Source organism: Planococcus sp. NCCP-2050 (genome assembly GCF_023708025.1).
GTDB lineage: Bacteria > Bacillota > Bacilli > Bacillales_A > Planococcaceae > Planococcus.
Window position 1 is genome coordinate 103253 of record NZ_BRCX01000006.1, and the last position, 22860, is coordinate 126112.

Sequence of the window (22860 nt, forward strand, 5' to 3'; positions counted from 1 at the left end):
ATCAATTCCCCTTTTCCCATGAACGCGATTCTACTGCCCGTGCGTGGCCTTCCAGCCCTTCTAGACGCGCGAGCCTCGCAATCTTCGCTTCGTTCTCTTGCCATGCCTGTTCGCTGTAATAGATGACACTTGTCCGTTTGATGAAATCATAGACCGACAATGCGCTTGAAAAACGGGCGGTGCTGTTTGTCGGCAAAACGTGGTTCGTACCGGCAAAATAATCGCCGACCGGCTCCGAAGAATAGCGGCCAATAAAAATGGCACCGGCATTTTCAATTTTGTCGGCTGCCGCTTCTGCATCGGCCGCAATAATTTCCAGGTGTTCCGGAGCCAGTTCATTGGCTGCCTTGATCAATTCATCCATCGATTCGCCGATATAAATCATGCCGTAATCCTGGATGGCTTGTGCAGCAATGGAATGCCGCGGCAAAGTTTCCAGCTGGCGGTCTATTTCTTTTGCAACCGCGTCGGCCAATTGTTCGCTTGCCGTCAACAAAACGGCACTCGCCATCGGGTCATGCTCTGCCTGGGACAATAAATCCGCTGCCACTTCATCGGCATACGCCGTATCGTCTGCAATAACCGCGATTTCACTTGGTCCCGCGATCATATCGATGGCCACATCGCCATTTACTTCGCGTTTAGCGAGCGCCACAAATACATTGCCCGGCCCCGTTATTTTATCCACCGCTTGAATCGTTTCCGTTCCATAAGCGAGTGCGGCAATCGCTTGCGCTCCACCCACTTTATAAACTTCCGTAATCCCTAAAATATGGGCGGCTGCTAAAACTCCGTCCGATAAAGCCCCGTCTTTTCCTGGAGGCGACGTTAACACGATGCGCCGCACTCCTGCCACTTGGGCAGGGATGACGTTCATCAATACCGAAGATGGGTAAGCGGCTGTGCCGCCGGGAACGTAAAGTCCAGCCGAGCCAATCGCAGATACCCGCTGCGCTACATAAGAACCATCCGCTTTCTCATTTTTATAGCCTTCCTGCTTTTGGCTTTCGTGGTAACTCCGGATATTCGCTGCCGCTTCTTTTAAATCTTCCAGCAATTGCGGATCAAAACGGGATGCTGCCTCATCGATTTCAGATTGCTCCACGCGAATGCTGCTAAGTTCAACGCCGTCCCATTTTGCTGTATACTCACGCAATGCCTGATCTCCGTTAGAACGGACATTTTGGATGATTTCCTTGACGGCCGCCACTTGCGCCGCGTTTCCTTCCGCGACGTTTCTTCTGAGGGAAATGCCGGCTGCTAATTTCGTTTGTCTCATTTTAGCGCCTGCTTTCTCAGCTTTTCAACCATTTCCGAGATGCGCTGCTGCTTCAACCGGTAGCTCACGGGATTCGCGATTAATCTTGAAGTGATATCGACAATTTTTTCGTACTCCACTAAGCCATTTTCTTTTAAAGTCTTTCCTGTCGAAACGATATCGACAATCCGGTCCGCTAGCCCGATCATCGGCGCCAATTCAATCGAACCGTTCAATTCGATAATTTCCACTTGTTCGCCTTTGCTGCGGTAAAAACGGGAAGCCACTTCCGGATATTTTGTCGCGATGCGCGGCGTCACTTCGTTCATGGTTGTATTCGGCAATCCGGCTGTTGCGATATAGCAGCTGCTGATGCCAAGATCCAGCAATTCGTGGACAGAGCGGTCATGTTCAAGCATCACATCTTTACCGGCTATGCCGACGTCCGCAACTCCGTGCTCAACATATACCGGTACATCCATCGGTTTTGCCAGGATAAAGCGGAAACGTTCATTTGGCGCTTCCACGATCAACTTGCGGGAATCATCCAGTTCTTTCGGCAAATCATAGCCCGCTTTCACCAATAACTCATAAGCTTCCTCGAAAATCCGCCCTTTTGGCATCGCAATCGTCAATTCATCCATTCGTACCACCGTCCAATCGTCTGACATCGCTGAACAATGCCGTAAATTCATCTAATGCTTGAACCGCTGGAGCGTATTGCAAAGTCGTCCGCTGTCCATCTGAACGGAGCTTCTGCGCCAATTCATGTGCTTCCTGCTCCGTTTTTTCTGTGAATAAAACAAGCGTCTGCAATTCTTTTTCACGGTTTGGGGCCATAGCTTCCAATAGCCGATCCACCCGTAAACCAAAACCTGTCGCGCCAACTTGAAGATTGAATTGCTTCATCAATCCGTCATAGCGTCCGCCGTTGCCGAGCGGGAATCCGCTTCCAGCTCCGTAGAACTCAAAAACGAGCCCCGTGTAATAGGTCATATGGCTAATGAAAGTTAAATCGAATGTAACCGAATCCACCAAGCCATTGCGGTCCATAATTTTGTGCAATTTCAGCATTTCTTCATATAATTCATTTTGCTCCGTATTTGAAGGATCGATCCATTGCTTCCATTCGGCCAATGTCGAAGTCGTGATCAATCGATTAAAACTTTCTAACGCTTCTTCTTTGATGGGCAAAGATAAAGCCAGCTGTTCAAAGCCTACACTGTTTTTGGAAACCAGTGCTTCCCGGACCAAATCGATTTGTTCATCCGATAAACCGAAATCCTTTAGGATCAACTGCAGCAATTGGGTATGCCCAATGACAATCCGAACCGATTCCACTTGCAGCTCTTTCAGAATCGAAGAAGCGAGAATGATCACTTCCGCATCCGCATAAAGAGAATCATCTCCGATCAATTCAACGCCCATCTGTTCAAATTCCGCTGGACGTCCCCCTTCGCGTTTTTGTGCCCGAAATACATTCGAGTAATAAGCGAGCCGAACCGGCATTTTCTCTTTTAAAAGTTTTGAAGCGGCAACACGTGCAATCGGCGAAGTCATATCCGGACGCAGCACTAATGTTTCGCCTTGGCTGTCCAGCAATTTAAAGAGGGCGTTATCAGCGATTGCGCTGATTTTCCCGATCGTTTCGTAATATTCAAGCGTCGGTGTCTGCAGCAAATCATAGCCTGCTTTTTCCATGATCGATGTCCCTTTGGAGCGCAATTCAGCTTTCTTTTTTGCGATGAAAGGGAAATCATCCCGCATGCCGAGCGGTTTTTCGAACATTTGGATCGTCATTGGATTCACTTCCTAAATATGGTTATTTTACTTTAGTTAGTTAGAGTGGTGAAGTATTTTTTAATTTTAACTTATCTTTCTATCAACCGTCAAGGAATTAGAAAAAAAGCCCGTGAAGAAAAGGGTTGTTTTTCTTCACAGGCTTTCTTTTGCTGCTTGTTCAGCAGCGCTTTCTAATCGGCGTTCCGCCATTTGTTCAGCTGTATAAATGATTCGCATCGGATTGCCGCCGACAAAAGCGCCCGCGGGAACATCCTTATGGACCAATGTGGCAGCGGAAACGATGGCGCCGTCACCAATGGTAATGCCGGGTAAAATGGTGCTATTTGCGCCGATCATGACCCGGTCGCCAATCACCACTTCTCCGAGCCGGTATTCTTCGATCAAATATTCATGGGCTAGAATCGTGGTATTGTAGCCGATCACCGAGTTTTTCCCGACTTTAATTTTCTCCGGAAACATCACATCGAGCATCACCATCAAAGCGAATGAAGATTGCTTACCGATTTCCATGCCGAGAAAAGTTTTATAGAGCCAATTTTTCATGGGCAAAAACGGGGTATAGCGAGCCGTTTGAATCACTGCAAAGTTCTTTGCAACTTTCCAGAACGGAACCGTTTTGTAGATATGCCAAAGTGAATTGGGACCGGTGACAAAATGGCGCTCTGTCTTTCTCATTGGACCGCTTCTTTCGTCAATTCCAGCAAATCGCTAATGTGCTGCAGCATAAAATCCGGTTCGTAGCTCGCTAAAAAGGCTTCCCCTTTAATGGACCAAGCGACTCCCGCTGTCCGGACTCCTGCATTTTTGCCGCCTTCGATATCGTGGTAATTATCGCCGATCATCAATGCTTCGTCTTTTGAAGCTCCGAGCTTTTCCAAAGCCAATAAAATCGGCTCCGGATCCGGCTTCGGATTTTTGACTTCGTCTAAGCTGATAATGTGTTCAAACACTTCATCAATGCCCATCAATGCCAAGCCACGTTTAATATTCGCACTTCTTTTCGTCGACACGATCGCCATTTTTATGCCACGCGCTTTCAATAAGCGCAGCGTTTCCGTGACGCCGTCGTATTCCGTGATGAGTTCGTCGTGCAATTGTTTATTGATCGCCCGGTATTGTGCTGTCAACTCAACAGCACGCTCCACATCAATGGATTCGAAAGTCTGTTCAAGCGACGGACCGATAAAATGCAGAATGTCCTCCCTTTCATAGCGCCCTGGGAAATGCTCGCCAAGAACTGCGATAAAAGTCTGGATGATCAATTCATTTGTGTCCAGCAGCGTGCCGTCAAAATCGAACAGCAGCGTATTGATTTCTTTCGTCATGTCGAATACACTTCCTTCCGGTTAGCTTCCGATTTCCGCCAGACATACGAGACGAAAATCGTCAAAACAAGTGCCGTGATCAGCCGGATCAAGAACAAGGGCCAAATCGGGATGCCAAGCGGAATAAAGATCAGCGTATCTTCTACGATGGCATGGCAGGCAACTAAGAAAATAAAAGCCAAGGTCGCATCTTTTTTGCTGACTCCGTCTTCCTGGACAGCTTGGATCATCACCCCTGCCCCCATCGCCAATCCGAAAATTAAGCCTGACGCTAAAGTCAGAGAAGCATTTTTCTTAATTCCTAGAAGGCGGGTTAATGGACCCATACCATCTGAAATACGCTGCAAATAGCCTTTGTCTTTCAATATTTGGATCATGAGCATAAGCGGAATGACAATCATCGCTAGCTGCAAAACGCCGAATGTCGCTTTTTCAAGGCCTAACAGGAAAATGCCCATCCAACTCTGCGGATCCGCTGCCGCTTCCGGCGCAAAACCGTACTGGGCAATTTCCCCGCCGCCTTTCCATACCAAGTTGATGATGATTCCCGAGAGAGCCGCGAGTCCAAAGCGGACAACCAAAACGACCCAAAGCTTGACGCCAACTTTCAACGCGACGCCGGTTTCAATAAAGATATTATGCGAAAATGACAGCATGACCGCGAGGATGAAGACTTCTTTGACGGTCAACTCCAAAGACAAGATTCCGGCAATTCCGGCATAAAGGTTTAAGGCGTTTCCGAGAACCAATGGAATGGCGGCATCTCCGCTAAGCCCGAACAATCCCATGAGCGGCGCAACTAAATTAATTATAAAAGGCAAAACAGGCGTGAACTGGAGCATGGTCACGATTAAGGTAATCGGGAAAATCACTTTTCCTAATGTCCATGTCGTCTTAAGGCCTGCTTTTAATCCATTTTTCAAAGTAGACATTCCATCGCTTCTTTCTCTATTATTTATCCAAATAGCGGGGAGGATTTTTCAAGCTCACTCTCCGGTAAATGATGAACACAGCACTGATCAAAATCGCAAGAATCGACACGACTTGCGCCGCACGAAGTTCTCCGATGACATATAGACTGTCTGTACGCATTCCTTCTATGACGAAACGGCCAATTGAATACCAGATTGCATAGAAGAAGAACATCTCGCCGCGGACCAGGTTGACTCGGCGCAGCAACAATAAAATGATAATGCCGATAAGGCTCCATAACGATTCGTATAGGAAAGTCGGATGGTAATACGATCCGTCTATGTACATTTGGTTAATGATCCAGTCAGGCAAGAACAAATTTTCCAGGAAGTTTCGGGAAACCTCTCCGCCGTGTGCTTCCTGGTTGATGAAATTCCCCCACCGGCCAACTGCCTGGCCGATCAGGATGCTTGGCGCTAAAATATCCGCCACTTTCAAAAATGGGGTATTGCGGCGTTTCGTAAAAATATAAGCAACGATGACCGAAGCAATTAATGCCCCGTGAATCGCAATTCCACCATTCCATATGGCGATGATATCAGCGGGATGGTCTTTATAATGCTCCCACTGGAACGCAACGTAGTAAATTCGTGCCCCTACAATGGCCAGCGGCACCGCCCAAATCAAGAGATCCGTCAAAAAATCCGGATGCAGCCCCCGTTTGACCATTTCACGCTGTCCTACTAAAAATGCAATGACTATGCCCGTAGCGATGATGACACCATACCAACGGACATCGATCGGACCGAGTGAAAACGCGATCGGATCGATTGCAGCTAAAATCGAATACATGACTTGCACCTTCCCGTCCACTTAGTTTGTATCTTGCGCAATGACGTCGTCCAGACGCTTTGAAAACTCTTCCGCTGCGTTGACGCCCATGCGCTTCAAGCGGTAATTCATAGCGGCCACTTCGATGATGACAGATAAGTTTCGTCCTGGCCGGACAGGAATCGTTAATTTCGTTAAGTCCGTATCAATGATTCTCATCTTCTCTTCTTCCAATCCTAACCGGTCGTAAGTTTTTTCTTGGTCCCAAATTTCCAAATCAATGACCAATGAAATCCTTTTGAACATCCGGACGGCACTTGCCCCGAAAAGTGTCATGATATCAATGATGCCGACGCCTCGTATTTCAAGCAAATGCTCAATCAATTTCGGTGGATGGCCGACCAAAGTATTCTCACCTTCTTGGTGGATTTCTACGCAATCATCTGCCACTAAGCGATGCCCTTTTTTCACAAGTTCGAGCGCAGTTTCACTCTTCCCGACGCCGCTTTTGCCCGTGATCAAGACACCTACACCGTAAATATCGACTAACACACCATGGACGGCTGTCGTTGGCGCCAGCTGGCTTTCCAAATAATTCGTCAACAAACTGGAAAAACGCGTTGTTGGCATTTGCGTGCTGAGAACCGGTACATGCGTTTTGCTCGAGGCATCCACTAATTCCGCTGGCACATCCATACCGTGGGATACGATGATTGCCGGCGTTTCTTCCGTACAAAGCTTCATCATGCGATTTCGACGTTCATCCGCTTCTAGTAAAGCGAAAAATGACAATTCTGTCTTGCCGAGCAATTGCATCCGGTTTGCCGGATAATGCGTAAAGTAACCCGCCATTTCAAGTCCTGGACGGGAAATATCGCTAATCGGGATATGACGGCCCAATCCTTCTTGTCCGCTGATCAATTTTAAATCAAATGTTTCCATTACTTGTTTTGTTGTAACTTGTCCCATCTTTACCCTCATTCCTTTTACACTCAGAAACAAAGAACTTTTTCAAAGTTCTTTCTTCTTTCAAGCGGTTTGCTCCTATTTTAACATGGAAACAATGAAATTGAAGTTTTTGATGTCTCCTTTCTGTCCACTTCCTTCTATATATAGAGGAAAGGAGGAGAAAATATGAAAATAATGATTGATGCCGGACATGGTCCAGAGACGCCAGGCAAGCGCTCTCCGGACGGCAGGCTGCGAGAATTCCATTTTAATTCCGCTGTTGCGGATGCGGTCAAAAAACGTTTGGGGTTAGATGGCCATTTGGTCCTCTTCAGCCACCAAAAAGATGCAGATGTCCCGTTGCATGAAAGAACAAATCTAGCCAACCGGCTAAAAGTGGAATTGTTCATCTCCATTCATGCCAATGCATACGGCTCTACTTTCAATCCGAGTTGCGGAATTGAGTGCTTTACGTATACGAATCCTTCCGCAGCTGCCAAAACATTGGCCGCCTCCCTCCAGACCGCTTTAGTTCTTGCAACCGGACGCCCGGATCGCGGAGTGAAAAAAGCTGATTTCGCTGTTCTTCGCGATACAAATATGCCAGCTGTTTTGATTGAATGCGGGTTTATGACAAATCGGATTGAACTGGAGTTATTGAAGTCCGAAAGCTACCAGAATTCTTGTGCCAATGCGATTGTTTTCGGCATCAACTGCTATCAGAATGCTAAGAATGCCCGAAGGAAAGCCTAACCGCTTCCTTCGGGTTTTTTTTTATTTTCTCTTCTTTCTGCTACACTTGTTTTAAGAAGCTGAACATAAAGAGGTGCAAGATGTACAAAACAATTGGGATTTTGGCGCATGTTGATTCTGGAAAAACCACATTTTCAGAACAGCTGCTCTTTCATACACATAGCATTCGGCAGCGTGGGCGCGTCGATCATCAAGATACGTTTCTCGACAGCCACGAAATCGAAAAAAATCGGGGCATCACCATTTTTGCCGACCAAGCCCTATTTCAGCATGGCGATTCGACTTATTATTTAATCGATACCCCTGGCCATGTCGATTTTTCACCGGAGATGGAACGGGCCATCCAAGTCATGGATTATGCCATTGTGCTGGTGAATGCGGCTGATGGCATCGAAGGCCATACGGAAACTGTTTGGCGCCTGTTGGATAAATACAAAGTGCCGGTCTTCTTTTTTCTCAATAAAACCGACCGTGAAGGCGCAGACCCGAAAACGGTTTTACAAGAAATGAAACAAGAATTGACGCCTGATATTTTCGATATAACCGAGGAATTCCACGAAGAAGAGCTTTCCGAGGAATTGATTGAATTCATTGCAGAACGAGATGAGGATTTGTTGGAACATTATATGGAGTCGGGCTACGATGCGCATTTATGGCGGCAAACTTTAATCGCCATGATCCACGATCGCCGGATTTTCCTCTGCGGCAGCGGATCGGCGCTAAAAGATATTGGCGTACTGCCGTTTTTCGAAAAACTGGATGCGTTAACGGCAACTTCCTATGACAAAGAACAACCATTTTCTGCAAAAGTCTATAAAATTCGCCATGAAGCTAATGGCACTCGTCTGACCTTCTTTAAAGTCCTAAGCGGCACTTTGCGCGTGCGCGATGAAATCGAATACGGGGAACCTGATTCAAGGAAGATTGAAAAAGCGACGCAGCTCCGGGTTTACAACGGATCTAAATTCCAGCCCGCCGAAATAGCGCAAGCTGGCCAATTGATCGCCGCAACCGGTTTAAGTGAAACCAGGATCGGCGGCGGGTTAGGAGCTTTGATCAATTCCCCTTCTTCTGAAACGATTTCCGCCTTGAAATCGAAAGTGCTTTTTGAAGATTCCGTTTCGATAAAAGAAGGATTGAAGGCGTTCCAATTGCTCGATGCTGAAGATCCTTCGCTTCAAATCAGCTGGGATGAACATTTCCAGGAACTCCATATCCATGTGATGGGAGTGATCCAATTGGAAGTGCTAGAACAAATCGTCAAAGACCGCTTCGGTTTCACTGTAGCGTTTGGCAATCCGGAAATTCTTTATAAAGAAACGATCACGGACACAGTTACCGGCTATGGCCATTTTGAGCCTTTGCGCCATTATGCAGAAGTCCATCTGAAAATCGAAGCTGCGGAACGCGGAAGCGGCGTTGCCTTGGCCAACCTTTGCCATGCAGATGATTTATCCACAGGCAACCAGAACCTGGTCCTCCACCATTTAAGCGAACGGGACCACCATGGTTTATTGACCGGGTCACCGTTGACGGATGTACAGATCACTTTGCTGACAGGCCGCGGGCACAAAGAACATACTTCCGGCGGAGACTTTCGGGAAGCCGCTTACCGTGCACTTCGGCAAGGTCTAGAGAAAGCCCAAAATCGGCTTTTAGAACCGATGTACCGGTTTAAAATAAGCACAAGCATCGATTTCATGGGTAAAGTGCTTTCCGATATCCAGCAAGCCCATGGAAAGTTTGAAGCGCCGCACACTGCAGATGGCAAAGTTTTCATAGAAGGCACCGTCCCTGTCGCCACTTTTATGAATTACAGCACAGAATTTGCATCGTTCACCCACGGCAAAGGAAGTTTAAATCTACTATTCGGAGGCTACGATTTCTGCCATAATGAAGAAGAGATCATTCAACAGATTCAGTATAATAAAGAAGCCGATCCTGCCTATACTTCTACATCCATTTTTTGCGCCAAAGGCCAAGGCTATAAAGTGCCTTGGGATGAAGCGGAAGCTGCCATGCATTGCTTGTAAACTCTTTTAGAAATGAGGGCGAAGATGATGTACGAACAGAAGACGAAAGAAACCGATGAAAGTGTCATCGAATTTATCGAATCGGTGGAAAATCCAAAAAAGCGGCAAGACGCTTATCGATTGCTGGAGATTTTCGAAGAAACAAGCGGATATCCGGCCAAAATGTGGGGACCGAGCATAATCGGTTTCGGCTCCTATCATTATGTATATGCTTCCGGGCACGAAGGTGATGCACCGCTCGTGGGCTTTTCGCCCCGCAAAGCAAAAATCACGCTCTATTTCGCAACCGGCGACGACGAACGCATCCAATTGCTCGAAAAGCTAGGAAAGCACACAAGCGGAAAAGGCTGTGTCTATATCAATAAAACAGATGATGTTGACATAAGCGTTTTGAAACAACTGATCACCCAGTCCATCGCATTTCTGCAAAAACTTTATCCTCCAACTCCATAAAAAAAAGCCGGCATATGGCATGCCGGCTTTTTTGTCTATTATTCGATTGTCAGGTAGCGTACAAGAACCGTACCTGTTTTTGTTTCACCATGAATCAATAACGGAGCTGCTACAGCTTCCCCGCTGTCTTTCGAGAAGCGGATGGATTTCTGCATAAACTGCCCTTGCTCATGAGTGTTTTCCACATCAGCCAATAAGACATCCATTTTCCCTAAGTTAGAAGAAACTTCGCCTCTTAGCGGCAAATGGGACGGGATGTAGATTTCCAAATTGCCCGCAATGGTTTTCGCTTCCACTTTGCGTGCTTCTTTGCATCTTGATGTCACAACTACATTGCCGTTTAACGACTTCGCTTCAACAGCTTGAATATCGCCGTCTACATAGATGCGGCCATTGAGCGTTTCCGTTTCAAGGAATTTCCCTGTCACTTCCTGGACTTGGATGGCTCCATTCGCTGTTTCCAGTTCTGCATCATCGAAATTGCTGTTTTTCAAATCGATTTTACCGTTCGCTGTTTTGACTTTGACCAAAGCCGCATCAATGCGCTTCATTGTAAATCCGCCGTTGAACAGGCGTGCTGTAATGTGGTCGTAAGTTTTCGCAGGAACGTAAAGAACAATATTCACTTGGGTTGTTTTCATATCGCTGATAATCCGCAGCTTTTGGTTGTCTGCGATAAAGACGAATTTATCCAGGAAATCTTCTCTCGCTTGCGTTTCCGACTCTGCACGGAACGCTTTAACGGTGCATTCAGCACGGATTGTTTCGTCTTGTGAAGCAAAAATTTCAAGCTGCCCATTCGCTAAATCTGCAATGATGTTATCGATTGCTAGATTTTCTTCGCGGAAAGTGTGGCTAAATTGGATAGCTTCACCGAAAGGCGAATCAAAATCCATTGTTTTCAATTTGCTGACCGAACTTTGCATAAACGTCATCATGCGGTCGCCTAATTGATTGAAATCCTTCGAAACGTTTTTCGAAAAATCTTTGGAAACGTTTTTTGAAATGTCTTTCGAAAATCTTTTGATCATATCTTCTGGTCTGAATAGTCCACGCTTTCCGCGCTTTTCACGGTATTCGTTGCGGCCATAAGAAGAATCACGCGATGACTCCTGGTTTCCGCCGCCACCATCAATCGCTCTTAATAATTCGACAGCTTCTCTTGCCGTAATCGTACCATTTTCGACCATATCCAATATGCGTTCTTTTTCACTTTGCATGTATTGCGGCCTCCTCTTTGCCGAACTCTTGATCAGCCAGAACCTTGCTCCTTCCGGCTGATCAAAATCCAAGCTGAATGTTCTACTTAATCATACGTTTACTGACTGGAAAAGTTTCATTTCGCAACTTTTTTCTTGCTTGTCGCCTTTTTGACTTTCGCATCGGTACGGGCGCGATCCCGTTCCAAAATCGGTCCAAGGTATTTGCCTGTATAGGATTTCTTTACAGCAGCTATATCTTCCGGTGTCCCTGTCGCAATAATCGTACCGCCTTTATCGCCGCCTTCTGGCCCTAGATCGATAATGTGGTCAGCGGTCTTGATGACATCGAGATTATGTTCAATGGTCAAGACTGTATCGCCGTTATCCACCAAGCGCTGGAGCACGAGAAGGAGCCTCGAAATGTCGTCGGCGTGAAGCCCGGTTGTCGGCTCGTCCAATATATAGAAGGATTTGCCGTTTGAGCGCTTATGCAGCTCTGAAGCCAGTTTCACACGCTGCGCTTCTCCCCCGGATAGCGTAGTCGCCGGTTGGCCCAATGTGATATAGCCCAATCCCACATCGACGATGGTCTTCAGCTTGCGGTGAATTTTCGGATGGTGCTCGAAAAATTGCGACGCCGCTTCAACCGTCATTTCCAATACGTCAGAGATGCTCTTGTCTTTATACTTCACTTCCAATGTTTCCCGGTTATAGCGTTTTCCATGGCAGATTTCACAAGGCACATAGACATCCGGAAGGAAATGCATTTCTATTTTTATAATACCATCTCCGCGGCAGGCTTCACAGCGTCCGCCCTTGATGTTAAAGCTGAATCGTCCTTTTTTATAGCCGCGGACTTTCGCTTCGTTTGTCGATGCATACACATCGCGAATATCGTCGAACACCCCGGTATAAGTTGCCGGATTCGATCTCGGGGTACGGCCGATTGGCGATTGGTCGATATCGATGACTTTTTCCAACTCATCAATGCCTTCCAATGATTTGTGTTTGCCTGGTTTGATGCGTGCCCGGTTCAAGCGGCTTGCCAATGATTTATAAAGAATTTCATTGACCAAGGTACTTTTCCCAGAACCCGATACACCGGTAACCGCCACAAACAAGCCCAGTGGAATATCAATGTCCACATTCTTCAGGTTATTTTCACTGGCTCCGCGAATTGAAATTTTGCGGCCATCAGATTGCCGGCGCTCTGCTGGAATCGGGATGAACTTCGTCCCTTTCAAATACTGGCCAGTCAACGATTTTTTATTTTTCATTACTTTTTCAGGGGTACCGGCCGCGATGACTTCCCCGCCGTGCACGCCTGCCCCTGGTCCGATATCAATTAAATAATCGGCTGCGAGCATCGTGTCTTCATCGTGTTCTACGACGATGAGCGTATTTCCGAGATCCCGCATGTCTTTTAATGCCCCGATCAAACGGTCATTGTCTCGTTGATGCAACCCGATCGACGGTTCATCCAGTATATACAAGACGCCGGTCAATCGTGAACCGATTTGAGTAGCAAGGCGGATCCGCTGAGCTTCCCCGCCCGATAAAGTACCGGATGCACGGTTAAGCGTCAAATAATCCAAACCGACATTGATCAGGAAACTGACCCGTTCCCGGATCTCCCGCACAATGGCGTCTGCAATTTGAGCGTCTTTTTCCGAAAGGACAAGCTTCTCGAAAAATTGATCCGCTTCGACAATCGAGAATTCGGAAACCGATCCGATATGCAGATCATTCACTTTAACTGCGAGCGACTCCGGTTTCAAGCGATACCCTTTACAAGTCGGGCAAGGCTGTTCACCCATGTATTTCTCCATTTGTTCCCGCGTCCAGTCAGAAGACGTTTCTCTGAATCTCCGGTCGACGTTCGTCAAGACCCCTTCAAAATGAATGTGGTTGTCCCGGATTTGGCCATAGTCATTCTCATAACGGAAACGGATTTTGTCGTGTCCAGAACCGTGAAGCAGAATATGGATATGCTCTTCTGGCAATTCGTTCATCGGAACCGTCATGTCGATCTTATAATGCTTGCATACGGCTTTCAGCATTTGCGGATAGTATTGCGAACTCGTCGGCTTCCAAGGAGCGATTGCATCTTGTTCGAGTGACAAATTCCAGTCGGGAATAACTAAGTCAGGATCCACTTCCAGTTTATGGCCAAGCCCGTCACATTCCGGACAAGCGCCAAAAGGCGAGTTGAATGAAAACATACGCGGCTCCAATTCACCGATTGAAAATCCGCAAATTGGGCATGCATGATGTTCACTGAACAAGAGCTCTTCCTGTTCCATGACATCAACTAGCACGCGCCCTTCTCCTAACCGCAATGCCGCTTCCAAAGAATCGCTGAGGCGTGGTGCAATGCCTTCTTTCATGATGACGCGGTCAATTACCACTTCAATCGAATGTTTCTTGTTCTTATCGAGATTGATGTCATCGTCAAGATCCGTTAAAACACCGTCAATGCGAACCCGGACGTATCCTTGTTTTTTAATATCTTCCAGCATCTTCACATGCGTACCTTTCCGCCCGGAGACAACCGGTGCTAAAACCTGCATTTTTGTCCGCTCTGGGTATTCAAGCAAACGATCGACCATTTGTTCAATCGTCTGGGAAGAAATTTCAATGCCATGATTCGGACAGATCGGTTTGCCGATCCGCGCATACATCAAGCGCATATAATCGTAGATCTCGGTTACTGTCGCCACAGTGGAACGCGGATTTTTGCTCGTTGTTTTCTGATCGATTGAAATAGCCGGCGACAGCCCTTCGATCAAATCAACATCCGGCTTATCCATCTGTCCTAAAAATTGGCGTGCATAAGAAGACAGCGATTCGACGTATCGCCGCTGCCCTTCTGCATAGATCGTATCAAAAGCCAATGAAGATTTCCCGGAACCGGAAAGACCCGTCATCACTACAAGCTGGTCGCGCGGGATGGTGACATCAATGTTTTTCAGATTGTGGGCTCTTGCCCCTTTTATACGTATTTCCTGGTTTTTCAAGTTCCATCACCCTTCCGCTTTCAATTCAAGCACAGTATCGCGAAGTTCGGCTGCCCGTTCGAAATCGAGCGCTTTTGCCGCTTCTTTCATTTCTTTTTCCAATAACGAAATCAGCTTCAGGCGATCTTCTTTGTTGAGCTTTTTGCCTGCTGCTGCTTTTGTAACATATTGTTCGGTGTCTTCCGCTGCCGTAGTAGCACGGATAACATCGCGGATTTTCTTTTGGATGGTAATCGGTGTGATGCCGTGTTTTTCATTGTATTCTGCCTGGATGGTCCGGCGCCGGGTCGTTTCGTCAATCGCCTTTTTCATCGAGTCGGTCATTTTATCCGCATACATGATAACGTGGCCGTTCGAGTTCCGGGCAGCCCGTCCCATCGTTTGGATCAGCGAGCGCTCGGAACGGAGGAAGCCTTCCTTATCCGCATCCAAGATGGTTACAAGCGAGACTTCCGGAATATCGAGCCCTTCACGAAGCAAGTTGATGCCGACTAGGACATCATAGACACCCATTCGCAGTTCCCGGATAATTTCAATGCGTTCCAAGGTTTTAATCTCGGAATGCAGGTAGTTTACTTTAACGCCTGCCTCTTTCAAATAAGCCGTTAAGTCTTCAGACATTTTTTTCGTCAATGTCGTCACAAGTACACGTTCATCCCGTTCAACGCGCTGGCGGATTTCATCCATTAAATCATCAATTTGCCCTTCAATCGGCCGCACTTCGATCGTTGGATCGAGCAAGCCTGTCGGACGGATGATCTGTTCGACCATTTCCGGTGTATGTTCCAGTTCATAAGGGCCTGGCGTCGCTGATACGAATACCGCTTGATGGATATGCTTTTCGAATTCATCAAATGTCAAAGGGCGGTTATCCATGGCAGACGGCAGACGGAAACCATGGTCGACCAGCACTTTTTTGCGTGCTTGGTCACCATTGAACATGCCCCTTACCTGCGGCAGCGTCACGTGGCTTTCATCGACAACCAACAAAAAGTCTTCCGGGAAATAATCAATCAATGTATAAGGCTGCGCACCCGGTGGACGCAAAGTCAAATGGCGGGAATAGTTTTCGATTCCTGAACAGAATCCCATCTCGCGCATCATTTCCAGATCGTAGCGTGTCCGCTGCTCCAGGCGCTGTGCCTCAAGCAATTTATCTTCTGCCCGCATTTCCTTCAAACGCTCTTCCAGTTCCGCTTCGATATTCGCAATGGCTTTTGTCATCTTTTCTTCACCGGTAACAAAGTGGGATGCCGGGTAAATGGCTACGTGTTCACGTTCGCCGATGATTTCGCCGGTCAACGCATCCACTTCACGGATCCGATCGATTTCATCTCCAAAAAATTCGACGCGCAAGCAATGTTCGTCACGGGATGCCGGGAAAATTTCCACGACATCTCCGCGCACGCGAAAAGTTCCGCGAATAAAGTTGATGTCGTTTCGTTCATATTGGACATCAACCAATTTCCGGAGCAGCTGATTGCGTTCGATTTCCATTCCTTTCCGGAGGGAGACAACGAGTTCCCGGTATTCTTTCGGAGATCCAAGTCCGTAAATGCAGGAAACTGAAGCAACGACGATGACATCGTCGCGTTCAAATAATGAGCTTGTTGCTGAATGCCGCAATTTATCGATTTCATCGTTGATGCTGGCATCTTTTTCTATATAAGTATCCGATTGTGGAACGTAAGCTTCTGGCTGATAGTAATCGTAATAGCTGACAAAGTATTCAACCGCATTATCAGGGAAAAATTCTTTGAATTCGCTGTAAAGCTGGCCAGCCAATGTTTTGTTATGCGCCATGATCAAAGTCGGCTTCTTCACTTGCTGAATGACATTTGACATCGTATAAGTCTTGCCCGTTCCTGTAGCCCCGAGCAAGGTCTGGCAACGCTTGCCATTGATGATGCCTTTCGTCAGTTCCGCTATGGCTTGCGGTTGATCTCCAGCCGGTTCATAAGGGGCCTGGAGTTTAAATTCCTGTTTCATAGTCAACGTCCTCCCGTTATATCGCTCTCTCTATTTTATCATATGCCCTAAAAATCCCCTAACAAAAAGCGAACGTATGTTTTTTATCATTTTTTTCTTTTTAGGCAATAAAAAAAACCGCTCACAAGGAGCGGTTTTCTCATTTAATCTTCATCACATTGCAGGCTCTGCAACTGTGCAGTATAAGTGGCGAATGATTGACGGTCATTATTGTCCAGGGCTTCATCGATTAGTGTCATGAGCTGTGCTTCTTGCTGTGAGCGGTGAACATGCTTTAGAAATAAATCCAGGTAAATGTCGTTTAGCAGTTTTTCCGCTTCAGTGATCTTTTTTGTTTGAGCCATCGCTTTCATGAAATCAGCATAAGAATAATAGTTTTCCATTCTTCTTCACCCCGAATGCTTTTCATTAGTATACATGAAAGCGAGAGGAATAATCAATAACTTTTTTGAAAATTCTAATGAAATAGAAAAAATTTTATATTCCGATTAAAGACATTGCTAAATTTCCATATTTTATTATAATGTTATATGTATAGTAAATTAAAGGGGTGTTTAATCATGGGTAAAAGGAATCAAAATCCCTTATCATATACTGTGTGCAGCAATACTTATGCACTTATGCCGTATATGGACGGCCACCGGGAGGGCACACGCGTGATTGAAGACCGCAGTGAGTTTGTGGTCGAAGAGTCGGTTTACAAAACGGTCACTTCTTCGTGTTCGTTTTATCGTGGATCGCTGGAAAGTGCAACTTTGTATTCCCAAAAGGCGATTCGCGTGAAGCATAAACCGCCTGTCATCATCGGTGAATATTACGGCAATCCCTTATTGTTCTTCCCAACCCATTCTCCGAAGAATAAAGATTCTGTTTGGTTTAACTTTGATGCCGTAGAACTTGTGGATACGGATGAAAGCGGAAAAGGAAGCATCGTCCATTTGAGCAACGGAGTGACGGTCCCGCTCGATGTCTCGCCCATCGCACTCAGAAACCAGCATTCTTTCGCCGGTTCGCTTCGCCGCTATTTCAAAAATGCCCAGCAGGTCCATAAACACCAGATGGTCTATTTAACAAAGCGCCGCTATACACCGCGCAAAGAACATCCGCTCGAATGATTGCATTTCTTTTAAGCAAAGAGGCAGAGATTCATACCTCGACGTTTCGTCAGCCTCTTTTCTATAAGGCCGCTCCCTCTTTAACAGTCTTCATTTCATTGCGTTTCATTGTAGGCCATCGCTAAATACACCCTCAATAATTCTTCTACCCGATTGCGCAGCCGGACATTCAGATAGCGGCGATGGTCTTCAAATCCCCCATGGTAAAAGACATATTCAGTAAAAGTATCATCTCCTTTTCCTCTCATCACTTTCATATGGCGCTTCCGCATATGGATTTTTGTGTCTGTCAGTTCTCTTTGCGCATGCTTGCTTGCGCCTTCTATCAGCTCCAAATAAGGCCGTTTCAATTTAAAAGACCCTTTTTCGATCAAGGCGCGGTCGCGTTCCAAAATGATCAACACCATCGGCAAATAAATCATGTTTTCAAAATGGGCTACTTCCTCTTGTGAGATCAACGGCATCTTGTCCACCTCCCCAAAAAGAGAACATTTGTTCTTATTATCATTTTATAGCTAAAATGGCAGAATGCAATAGCCCTTATGTAAAAAAAAACTGCGCCAGCTGGGGCGCAGTTTTTTTGATGGTTATTTAATAGATCGGTACGTCCATAAAGATCCGACGAAAAATGCGGAAGATACCCAGATTAATGCTTCATGGGAAAACCAGACCGCAATCGAGATTCCGACAAATGATAGAATCGTGAAAATGCCAGCAAACATGCGGCTCTGCAGATCTCTTTGATGTTCCCGTACACGGCCATCCCGATTCTCCAGGTAATGGCGCATGCGTTCCGGCTCTTCTAAGTAATTGATCACTTTCTGCGGGAAAACCCGCAGCGGATTTGATGCTTGGATTACCCAGCGCAATACATCTTCTTTGCCGAACATCCGCTTTCCTTCTTTTTGAGAGGAAGCCCATTCCAGTATTCGTGGACGGGCAAGGGCAAGCAAGTCAATGCCGGGATCCAAGACATGGAGCACGCCGACAAAAATCGAAGCCGCTCTTCCGAAAAAAGCGAATTCTGCAGGCAGTTGAACTGGCTGTGTCCGGACAATGCCTTGTAAATCTTTCAACAAGCGCTCGACCACAAAGCTGTCCATCTGCATCAATTCATTCGACTCATAAGCGGTGACAAGCCGGGCAATCGTATCTGCCAATAAGGCCCGGTCAGCTTGCGGCAAAAGGAAACGCAGCTCCTCCAATGCATCCAGCACTTCATCGTAATTTTTAAAGATGATGCCTTCTGCAATTCTTAAGACCGCTTGTGAATCGGCTTTTGAAATCGTCCCGGTCATCCCGAAGTCAATCAACACAATCGTGCCGTCAGGCTTGAGTAAAATATTGCCGCCGTGCGGGTCCGCATGGAATTGTCCTCCGTAGAGCACTTGTTCAAGAAACAGGATGAACAGCCGTTCTGAAAGTTCATGGCGGTCTAAATGGTGTTTTTCGATAAATGCCAGATCTGTAATGCGCGCCCCTTCGATCCATTCCATCACAAGAACGCGGCGGGTGGTGTATTCATCAAAATAGACAGGAAAACGAACGCCTTCCATTCCATTAAAGCGTTCTGCAAATGCACGGCCGCTTTGAAGCTCTTGAAGAAAATTCAACTCGGCTCCGATTGTTTCGGTCATTTCGTTGTACAGTTGCTTGAAATCCATTTGTTTTGAAAGCGGCGTAAATGTCCGCAGGAACCAGATAACGATTCGGATCGCCTGAAAGTCAGCTCGCAGGATGCGGTCTGTTCCGGGACGCTGGACTTTGATAGCCACTTCCGTTCCATCTTTTAAAACGCCCTTGTAGACTTCTCCGATCGAAGCAGAGGCAACCGACTCATCGGATAAGCTCGTCAAATAGCTTGTATGAGGCGAATTCCACTCTTGTTCCAGCACAGAGACGATCTTTTGACGAGACACGGATGGTACGCGGTCTGTCAGGCCTTCCAGTTCCACTAAAAAAGAAGGCGGCATGATGTCGGCTCGCGTAGACAGGAATTGTCCTAATTTAATCATTAACCCGCTTAATTTCAGAGCGAGAATTTTATATTCTTTCGCTTGTTTGGTTACGAGCTTTTCCCATTTTTCCTGCACAAGCGGATTCCAGTTGCCTCGGTGGCGGCGCTGGAAGAGCATCGCTTGCGTATAGAATTTGATTGCCATGAAGACAATGCGGAAAATGCGGATGAATGCAATACGCGTCATTAGTGAGCCCCCTTCCCTGGCTTTCATTATAGAGTTTGTTAGCGCAATAGTCCAAAAAGTGGTATGTTTTTTAAGGATGGCATGATTTTAAAGGGGGATGGAAATGAATACAATTCATTACGAACAACAAGGGAATCTCGCGTTTATTACGTTAAACCGACCTGAAGCCATGAATGCATTCAACTACGACATGCTGACAGAACTTGGGCAAGTCGTTGAGGCGATCCGCATCAATCCGGACATCCGGGTAGTGGTATTTACAGGGGCTGGCGAAAAGGCATTTAGCGTAGGGGCTGATTTGAAAGAACGCAAAACTTTGACCGACCAGCATGTGAAGCGCAACATCTTCAAAATCGGTGAAGTTTTTACAACGATTGAAAACTTGCCGCAGCCGACAATCGCCATGATGAACGGTTTTGCATTCGGCGGGGGCATGGAACTCGCACTAGCCTGTGATTTCCGCATCATTGCGGATGATACGCTGCTCGGCTTAACTGAAACGAGCCTTGCCATCATCCCGGGCGCAGGAGGCACGCAGCGTTTGCCGCGGCTGATCGGCGAATCGAAAGCGATGGAATTGATCTTAACGGCGCGCCGCTTGAAATCTCCGGAAGCGCTTGATTACGGCCTCGTCACGAAAGTGGTGCCGCGCAGCGAGTTGATTGAAGCTACCGCTCAATTTGCCGATATGATGCTTGCCAACGGGCCGATTGCGCTGCAGCAAGCGAAATATGCTATCAAAAACGGCATGAATGCAGATTTGCAGACCGGCTTAAATATTGAACGAAAAGCTTACGAGCTGACCATTCCGACCGAAGACCGCATCGAAGCGTTGATGGCATTTGGCGAGAAACGAAAACCGGTGTTTAAAGGGAAATAATTATGGATTAGAAAAAGCCGTGCAGCCTGCACGGCTTTTTTGATGGATTTTGTGCTTCTGCAAATAAACTCCGGGATTCCGCAAACAAACCTCAAAATTCCATAAAAAAGCGGCGCCTGGCAATCAGGCACCGCTCACTTTTAACTCTTATAGGTATTTTTCCATCCAGCCGGTAATCTGCTCGAGGCGGACAAAGCGGAGATTCGGTTTTCCGGTGCGCGACAAATTATGGTCGGCTTCCGGGAAACGGACGAATTCGGTTTCCTTGCCCATACTTTTCAGCGTAATGTAGAATTGCTCCGATTGTTCGATCGGGCAGCGGTAATCATTTTCCGAATGCAGGATCAATAACGGCGTTTTCACATTGGCTGCGTATTTCAGCGGCGAATGCTTCCATAATTTCTCGACATCCGTCATATCAGTCCCAATTTGCCAATCGCTGAAATAATAGCCGATATCCGACACCCCGAAGAATGAAATCCAGTTGGAAATGGAGCGCTGCGTCACAGCCGCTTTGAACATATCCGTATGGCCGACGATCCAATTGGTCATGAACCCGCCGTAGCTTCCGCCGGTAACACCTAAGCGATCTTGATCAATCCAGTCATGTTCCGCCAGCATCTCTTCAAGCGATTTGATGATATCTTCATAGTCTGCTCCGCCGTAATCGCCGCGGACGGCATCCACAAACTCCTGGCTGTAGCCCTGGCTTCCTCTCGGATTGACGTATAAGACGCCGAAGCCTCTCGCTGCAAGCAATTGCATTTCATGGACAAATGTGTTGCCGTACATGGCATGCGGACCACCGTGGATATTCACGACCAGCGGATACTTCTCCCCTTCTGCATAGCCGCGCGGTTTCATCAACCAGCCATGGATTGCCCAATCATTTGCCCCTTTTGCAATGATGGACGCTGGCTGAATCAATTCCGTTTCTTCCAAATAGGTTTTATTGAACGCTGTAAGGGCTGAACGTTCACCGGTGGCAATCGTCAATTTATACAATTCTCCCGGGTTTACAGGGTTGCTGATGGCAGCTACTGCAAATACGCCGTCGCGCGAAATATCGTATCCGTAGATGTGTTCCATCTCAGGCGATGCCGGGTAGATGGCCCCGTCCAGCGAAGCGAAGTACAAACGGACATCGCCCATTGTGGAAACTTGGAAATACAGATGGTCATCTTTTGTCCAGACCACTGCCGGTGCAACAGCGCCTTGCTGATGGTCGGCTACTGTATAATCCCCAATCGGGAAATCCATGCTTTCTGTCAGGCAGAAATAGCCTCCTGCCGCCACATCGTATACATAAATTTCTGTATGCGTCGCATTTTCGAAATAACGGGTGCTTCCAGCAAATGCAATTTTCGAATCATCGAACGAAAATGCCGCGCCGCCGAAATAGCCTCCTTCATTGATGATCAAGGTTTCTTTTCGGGTTTCCACTTCGTATAAATACAAAGGCTCTTGGAAAAGGTGATCCACATTTTCCTCACGGACAACGCTATAGACCAGACGGCTGCCGTCATGCGATACCGTTTCTAAGCTGTAATGGTAATCGCCTTTTGTGATTTGCTCCACTTCTTTTGTTTCGATGTCGACGATCCCGATATGGCGATGGACATCTTGCGGAACAAGACCCGCGCCGTCCATTTTGTATTTCATCGTCGTCACGAAGACCGGCTCCGGCTTTTTCTTTTCTTCTTTGTCTTCTTTATCCGTAAATGTTTTGCCGTCTTTTGCCATGGCATTGATCCAGATTTTCTTGTTGCAAGGAGACCAGACAAAACTGTTTACGCCTTTTTCAAAATCCGTTAATGCCTTCGCTTCCCCTCCGGATGCCGGGATGACGTATAATTGGTTTTTCTCATCGCGCGTCGATAAAAATGCGATTTTTGAACCGTCCGCGGACCATGACGGCGAGGAAACCCGTTCTTTTCCGTGCGTCCATTGCGTCACTCCTCCGCTTGCCAAATCACTATGGTACAGATGGGCAATATATGTATTTTCTTCTTCATCCATATGTGTCCGGACAAATACGGCTTGCGTTCCATCCGGCGAAATATGAGGATCTGTCACCGATATTAATTTAGTCAGGTCTTTTATTTCTACAGCTTTTTTGGCCACTTGAAATCCTCCT

At 46.9% G+C, this 22860-nt stretch carries 20 protein-coding genes; 5 read left to right on the forward strand and 15 right to left on the reverse strand.

Annotated features, from left to right (window positions below; all coding sequences use genetic code 11):
* Position 1: 1 nt before the first annotated feature.
* The 8 genes from hisD to hprK form a co-directional block, all read right to left on the reverse strand.
* On the reverse strand, positions 2 to 1279 hold the full coding sequence (hisD, locus tag NFU07_RS15915) for a histidinol dehydrogenase (protein ID WP_251479872.1): 1278 nt from the start codon (positions 1277 to 1279) through the stop codon (positions 2 to 4).
* A complete protein-coding gene (gene hisG / locus NFU07_RS15920; RefSeq protein ID WP_052652247.1) occupies positions 1276 to 1902 on the reverse strand; it encodes an ATP phosphoribosyltransferase in 627 nt (208 codons plus the stop codon). The genes hisD and hisG overlap by 4 nt, the downstream gene beginning before the upstream one ends.
* Positions 1895 to 3058 carry an ATP phosphoribosyltransferase regulatory subunit gene (gene hisZ, locus NFU07_RS15925; protein WP_251479875.1) on the reverse strand — a complete coding sequence of 388 codons (1164 nt, stop codon included), beginning with the start codon at positions 3056 to 3058 and terminating at the stop codon, positions 1895 to 1897. The genes hisG and hisZ overlap by 8 nt, the downstream gene beginning before the upstream one ends.
* Positions 3059 to 3193: 135 nt before the next feature.
* Positions 3194 to 3736: an acyltransferase gene (locus NFU07_RS15930; protein ID WP_251479878.1), complete on the reverse strand. Its 543-nt coding sequence runs from the start codon at positions 3734 to 3736 to the stop codon at positions 3194 to 3196.
* The gene (gene ppaX, locus NFU07_RS15935) at positions 3733 to 4386 is read right to left on the reverse strand and encodes a pyrophosphatase PpaX (RefSeq protein WP_251479880.1); all 654 of its coding nucleotides are present in this window, start codon (positions 4384 to 4386) and stop codon (positions 3733 to 3735) included. The genes NFU07_RS15930 and ppaX overlap by 4 nt, the downstream gene beginning before the upstream one ends.
* Positions 4383 to 5318, reverse strand: a complete 936-nt coding sequence (locus tag NFU07_RS15940; RefSeq protein WP_251479882.1) for a nucleoside recognition domain-containing protein — start codon at positions 5316 to 5318, stop codon at positions 4383 to 4385. The genes ppaX and NFU07_RS15940 overlap by 4 nt, the downstream gene beginning before the upstream one ends.
* A 19-nt stretch (positions 5319 to 5337) precedes the next feature.
* Entirely contained in the window at positions 5338 to 6150 is an 813-nt protein-coding gene (gene lgt, locus NFU07_RS15945; protein ID WP_251479885.1) for a prolipoprotein diacylglyceryl transferase, read from the reverse strand.
* A gap of 21 nt (positions 6151 to 6171) precedes the next feature.
* The gene (gene hprK, locus NFU07_RS15950) at positions 6172 to 7098 is read right to left on the reverse strand and encodes an HPr(Ser) kinase/phosphatase (RefSeq protein WP_235198680.1); all 927 of its coding nucleotides are present in this window, start codon (positions 7096 to 7098) and stop codon (positions 6172 to 6174) included.
* 165 nt (positions 7099 to 7263) lie between these two features.
* On the opposite strand from hprK, the gene NFU07_RS15955 reads away from it, so the two are divergent.
* The 3 genes from NFU07_RS15955 to NFU07_RS15965 all read left to right on the forward strand — a co-directional run bounded on the left by NFU07_RS15955 (position 7264) and on the right by NFU07_RS15965 (position 10316).
* The gene (locus NFU07_RS15955; protein ID WP_251479888.1) at positions 7264 to 7830 is read left to right on the forward strand and encodes an N-acetylmuramoyl-L-alanine amidase; all 567 of its coding nucleotides are present in this window, start codon (positions 7264 to 7266) and stop codon (positions 7828 to 7830) included.
* Between the two features lie 80 nt (positions 7831 to 7910).
* A complete protein-coding gene (locus NFU07_RS15960) occupies positions 7911 to 9863 on the forward strand; it encodes a GTP-binding protein (RefSeq protein WP_251479891.1) in 1953 nt (650 codons plus the stop codon).
* Between the two features lie 27 nt (positions 9864 to 9890).
* Positions 9891 to 10316, forward strand: a complete 426-nt coding sequence (locus tag NFU07_RS15965; RefSeq protein ID WP_251479893.1) for a DUF1801 domain-containing protein — start codon at positions 9891 to 9893, stop codon at positions 10314 to 10316.
* Positions 10317 to 10354: 38 nt separating this feature from the next.
* Here the strand turns inward: NFU07_RS15965 and NFU07_RS15970 are convergent, their stop codons facing one another.
* The 4 genes from NFU07_RS15970 to NFU07_RS15985 all read right to left on the reverse strand — a co-directional run bounded on the left by NFU07_RS15970 (position 10355) and on the right by NFU07_RS15985 (position 16907).
* Positions 10355 to 11536, reverse strand: a complete 1182-nt coding sequence (locus tag NFU07_RS15970) for a DUF4097 family beta strand repeat-containing protein (RefSeq protein WP_235198676.1) — start codon at positions 11534 to 11536, stop codon at positions 10355 to 10357.
* A 116-nt stretch (positions 11537 to 11652) separates the two neighbouring features.
* Positions 11653 to 14535, reverse strand: a complete 2883-nt coding sequence (uvrA, locus tag NFU07_RS15975; protein ID WP_251479896.1) for an excinuclease ABC subunit UvrA — start codon at positions 14533 to 14535, stop codon at positions 11653 to 11655.
* A 6-nt stretch (positions 14536 to 14541) separates the two neighbouring features.
* Positions 14542 to 16524 (reverse strand): excinuclease ABC subunit UvrB, encoded by a 1983-nt coding sequence (gene uvrB, locus NFU07_RS15980; protein WP_251479899.1) that lies wholly within the window; start codon positions 16522 to 16524, stop codon positions 14542 to 14544.
* 143 nt (positions 16525 to 16667) lie between these two features.
* Positions 16668 to 16907: an IDEAL domain-containing protein gene (locus tag NFU07_RS15985; RefSeq protein WP_052652260.1), complete on the reverse strand. Its 240-nt coding sequence runs from the start codon at positions 16905 to 16907 to the stop codon at positions 16668 to 16670.
* A gap of 177 nt (positions 16908 to 17084) precedes the next feature.
* On the opposite strand from NFU07_RS15985, the gene NFU07_RS15990 reads away from it, so the two are divergent.
* Entirely contained in the window at positions 17085 to 17639 is a 555-nt protein-coding gene (locus tag NFU07_RS15990; protein WP_251479902.1) for a competence protein ComK, read from the forward strand.
* A gap of 95 nt (positions 17640 to 17734) precedes the next feature.
* Here the strand turns inward: NFU07_RS15990 and NFU07_RS15995 are convergent, their stop codons facing one another.
* Both NFU07_RS15995 and NFU07_RS16000 read right to left on the reverse strand, forming a co-directional pair.
* A complete protein-coding gene (locus tag NFU07_RS15995) occupies positions 17735 to 18103 on the reverse strand; it encodes a YhjD family protein (RefSeq protein WP_251479905.1) in 369 nt (122 codons plus the stop codon).
* Between the two features lie 123 nt (positions 18104 to 18226).
* A complete protein-coding gene (locus NFU07_RS16000) occupies positions 18227 to 19843 on the reverse strand; it encodes an ABC1 kinase family protein (protein ID WP_251479908.1) in 1617 nt (538 codons plus the stop codon).
* A 103-nt stretch (positions 19844 to 19946) separates the two neighbouring features.
* On the opposite strand from NFU07_RS16000, the gene NFU07_RS16005 reads away from it, so the two are divergent.
* Positions 19947 to 20723, forward strand: coding sequence for an enoyl-CoA hydratase-related protein (locus NFU07_RS16005; RefSeq protein ID WP_251479911.1), 777 nt, complete (start codon positions 19947 to 19949; stop codon positions 20721 to 20723).
* Between the two features lie 147 nt (positions 20724 to 20870).
* On the opposite strand, the gene NFU07_RS16010 is transcribed toward NFU07_RS16005, so the two are convergent.
* Complete coding sequence (locus NFU07_RS16010; RefSeq protein ID WP_251479913.1) at positions 20871 to 22847, reverse strand: S9 family peptidase; 1977 nt, start codon at positions 22845 to 22847, stop codon at positions 20871 to 20873.
* Positions 22848 to 22860 lie beyond the last annotated feature (13 nt).

Bases quoted from the DNA above. Each gene is read 5' to 3' on its own strand.
- hisD (WP_251479872.1), bottom strand. From the start codon at position 1,279: ATGAGACAAACGAAATTAGCAGCCGGCATTTCCCTCAGAAGAAACGTC.
- hisG (WP_052652247.1), bottom strand. From the start codon at position 1,902: ATGGATGAATTGACGATTGCGATGCCAAAAGGGCGGATTTTCGAGGAA.
- hisZ (WP_251479875.1), bottom strand. From the start codon at position 3,058: ATGACGATCCAAATGTTCGAAAAACCGCTCGGCATGCGGGATGATTTC.
- NFU07_RS15930 (WP_251479878.1), bottom strand. From the start codon at position 3,736: ATGAGAAAGACAGAGCGCCATTTTGTCACCGGTCCCAATTCACTTTGG.
- ppaX (WP_251479880.1), bottom strand. From the start codon at position 4,386: ATGACGAAAGAAATCAATACGCTGCTGTTCGATTTTGACGGCACGCTG.
- NFU07_RS15940 (WP_251479882.1), bottom strand. From the start codon at position 5,318: ATGTCTACTTTGAAAAATGGATTAAAAGCAGGCCTTAAGACGACATGG.
- lgt (WP_251479885.1), bottom strand. From the start codon at position 6,150: ATGTATTCGATTTTAGCTGCAATCGATCCGATCGCGTTTTCACTCGGT.
- hprK (WP_235198680.1), bottom strand. From the start codon at position 7,098: ATGGGACAAGTTACAACAAAACAAGTAATGGAAACATTTGATTTAAAA.
- NFU07_RS15955 (WP_251479888.1), top strand. From the start codon at position 7,264: ATGAAAATAATGATTGATGCCGGACATGGTCCAGAGACGCCAGGCAAG.
- NFU07_RS15960 (WP_251479891.1), top strand. From the start codon at position 7,911: ATGTACAAAACAATTGGGATTTTGGCGCATGTTGATTCTGGAAAAACC.
- NFU07_RS15965 (WP_251479893.1), top strand. From the start codon at position 9,891: ATGTACGAACAGAAGACGAAAGAAACCGATGAAAGTGTCATCGAATTT.
- NFU07_RS15970 (WP_235198676.1), bottom strand. From the start codon at position 11,536: ATGCAAAGTGAAAAAGAACGCATATTGGATATGGTCGAAAATGGTACG.
- uvrB (WP_251479899.1), bottom strand. From the start codon at position 16,524: ATGAAACAGGAATTTAAACTCCAGGCCCCTTATGAACCGGCTGGAGAT.
- NFU07_RS15985 (WP_052652260.1), bottom strand. From the start codon at position 16,907: ATGGAAAACTATTATTCTTATGCTGATTTCATGAAAGCGATGGCTCAA.
- NFU07_RS15990 (WP_251479902.1), top strand. From the start codon at position 17,085: ATGGGTAAAAGGAATCAAAATCCCTTATCATATACTGTGTGCAGCAAT.
- NFU07_RS15995 (WP_251479905.1), bottom strand. From the start codon at position 18,103: ATGCCGTTGATCTCACAAGAGGAAGTAGCCCATTTTGAAAACATGATT.
- NFU07_RS16000 (WP_251479908.1), bottom strand. From the start codon at position 19,843: ATGACGCGTATTGCATTCATCCGCATTTTCCGCATTGTCTTCATGGCA.
- NFU07_RS16005 (WP_251479911.1), top strand. From the start codon at position 19,947: ATGAATACAATTCATTACGAACAACAAGGGAATCTCGCGTTTATTACG.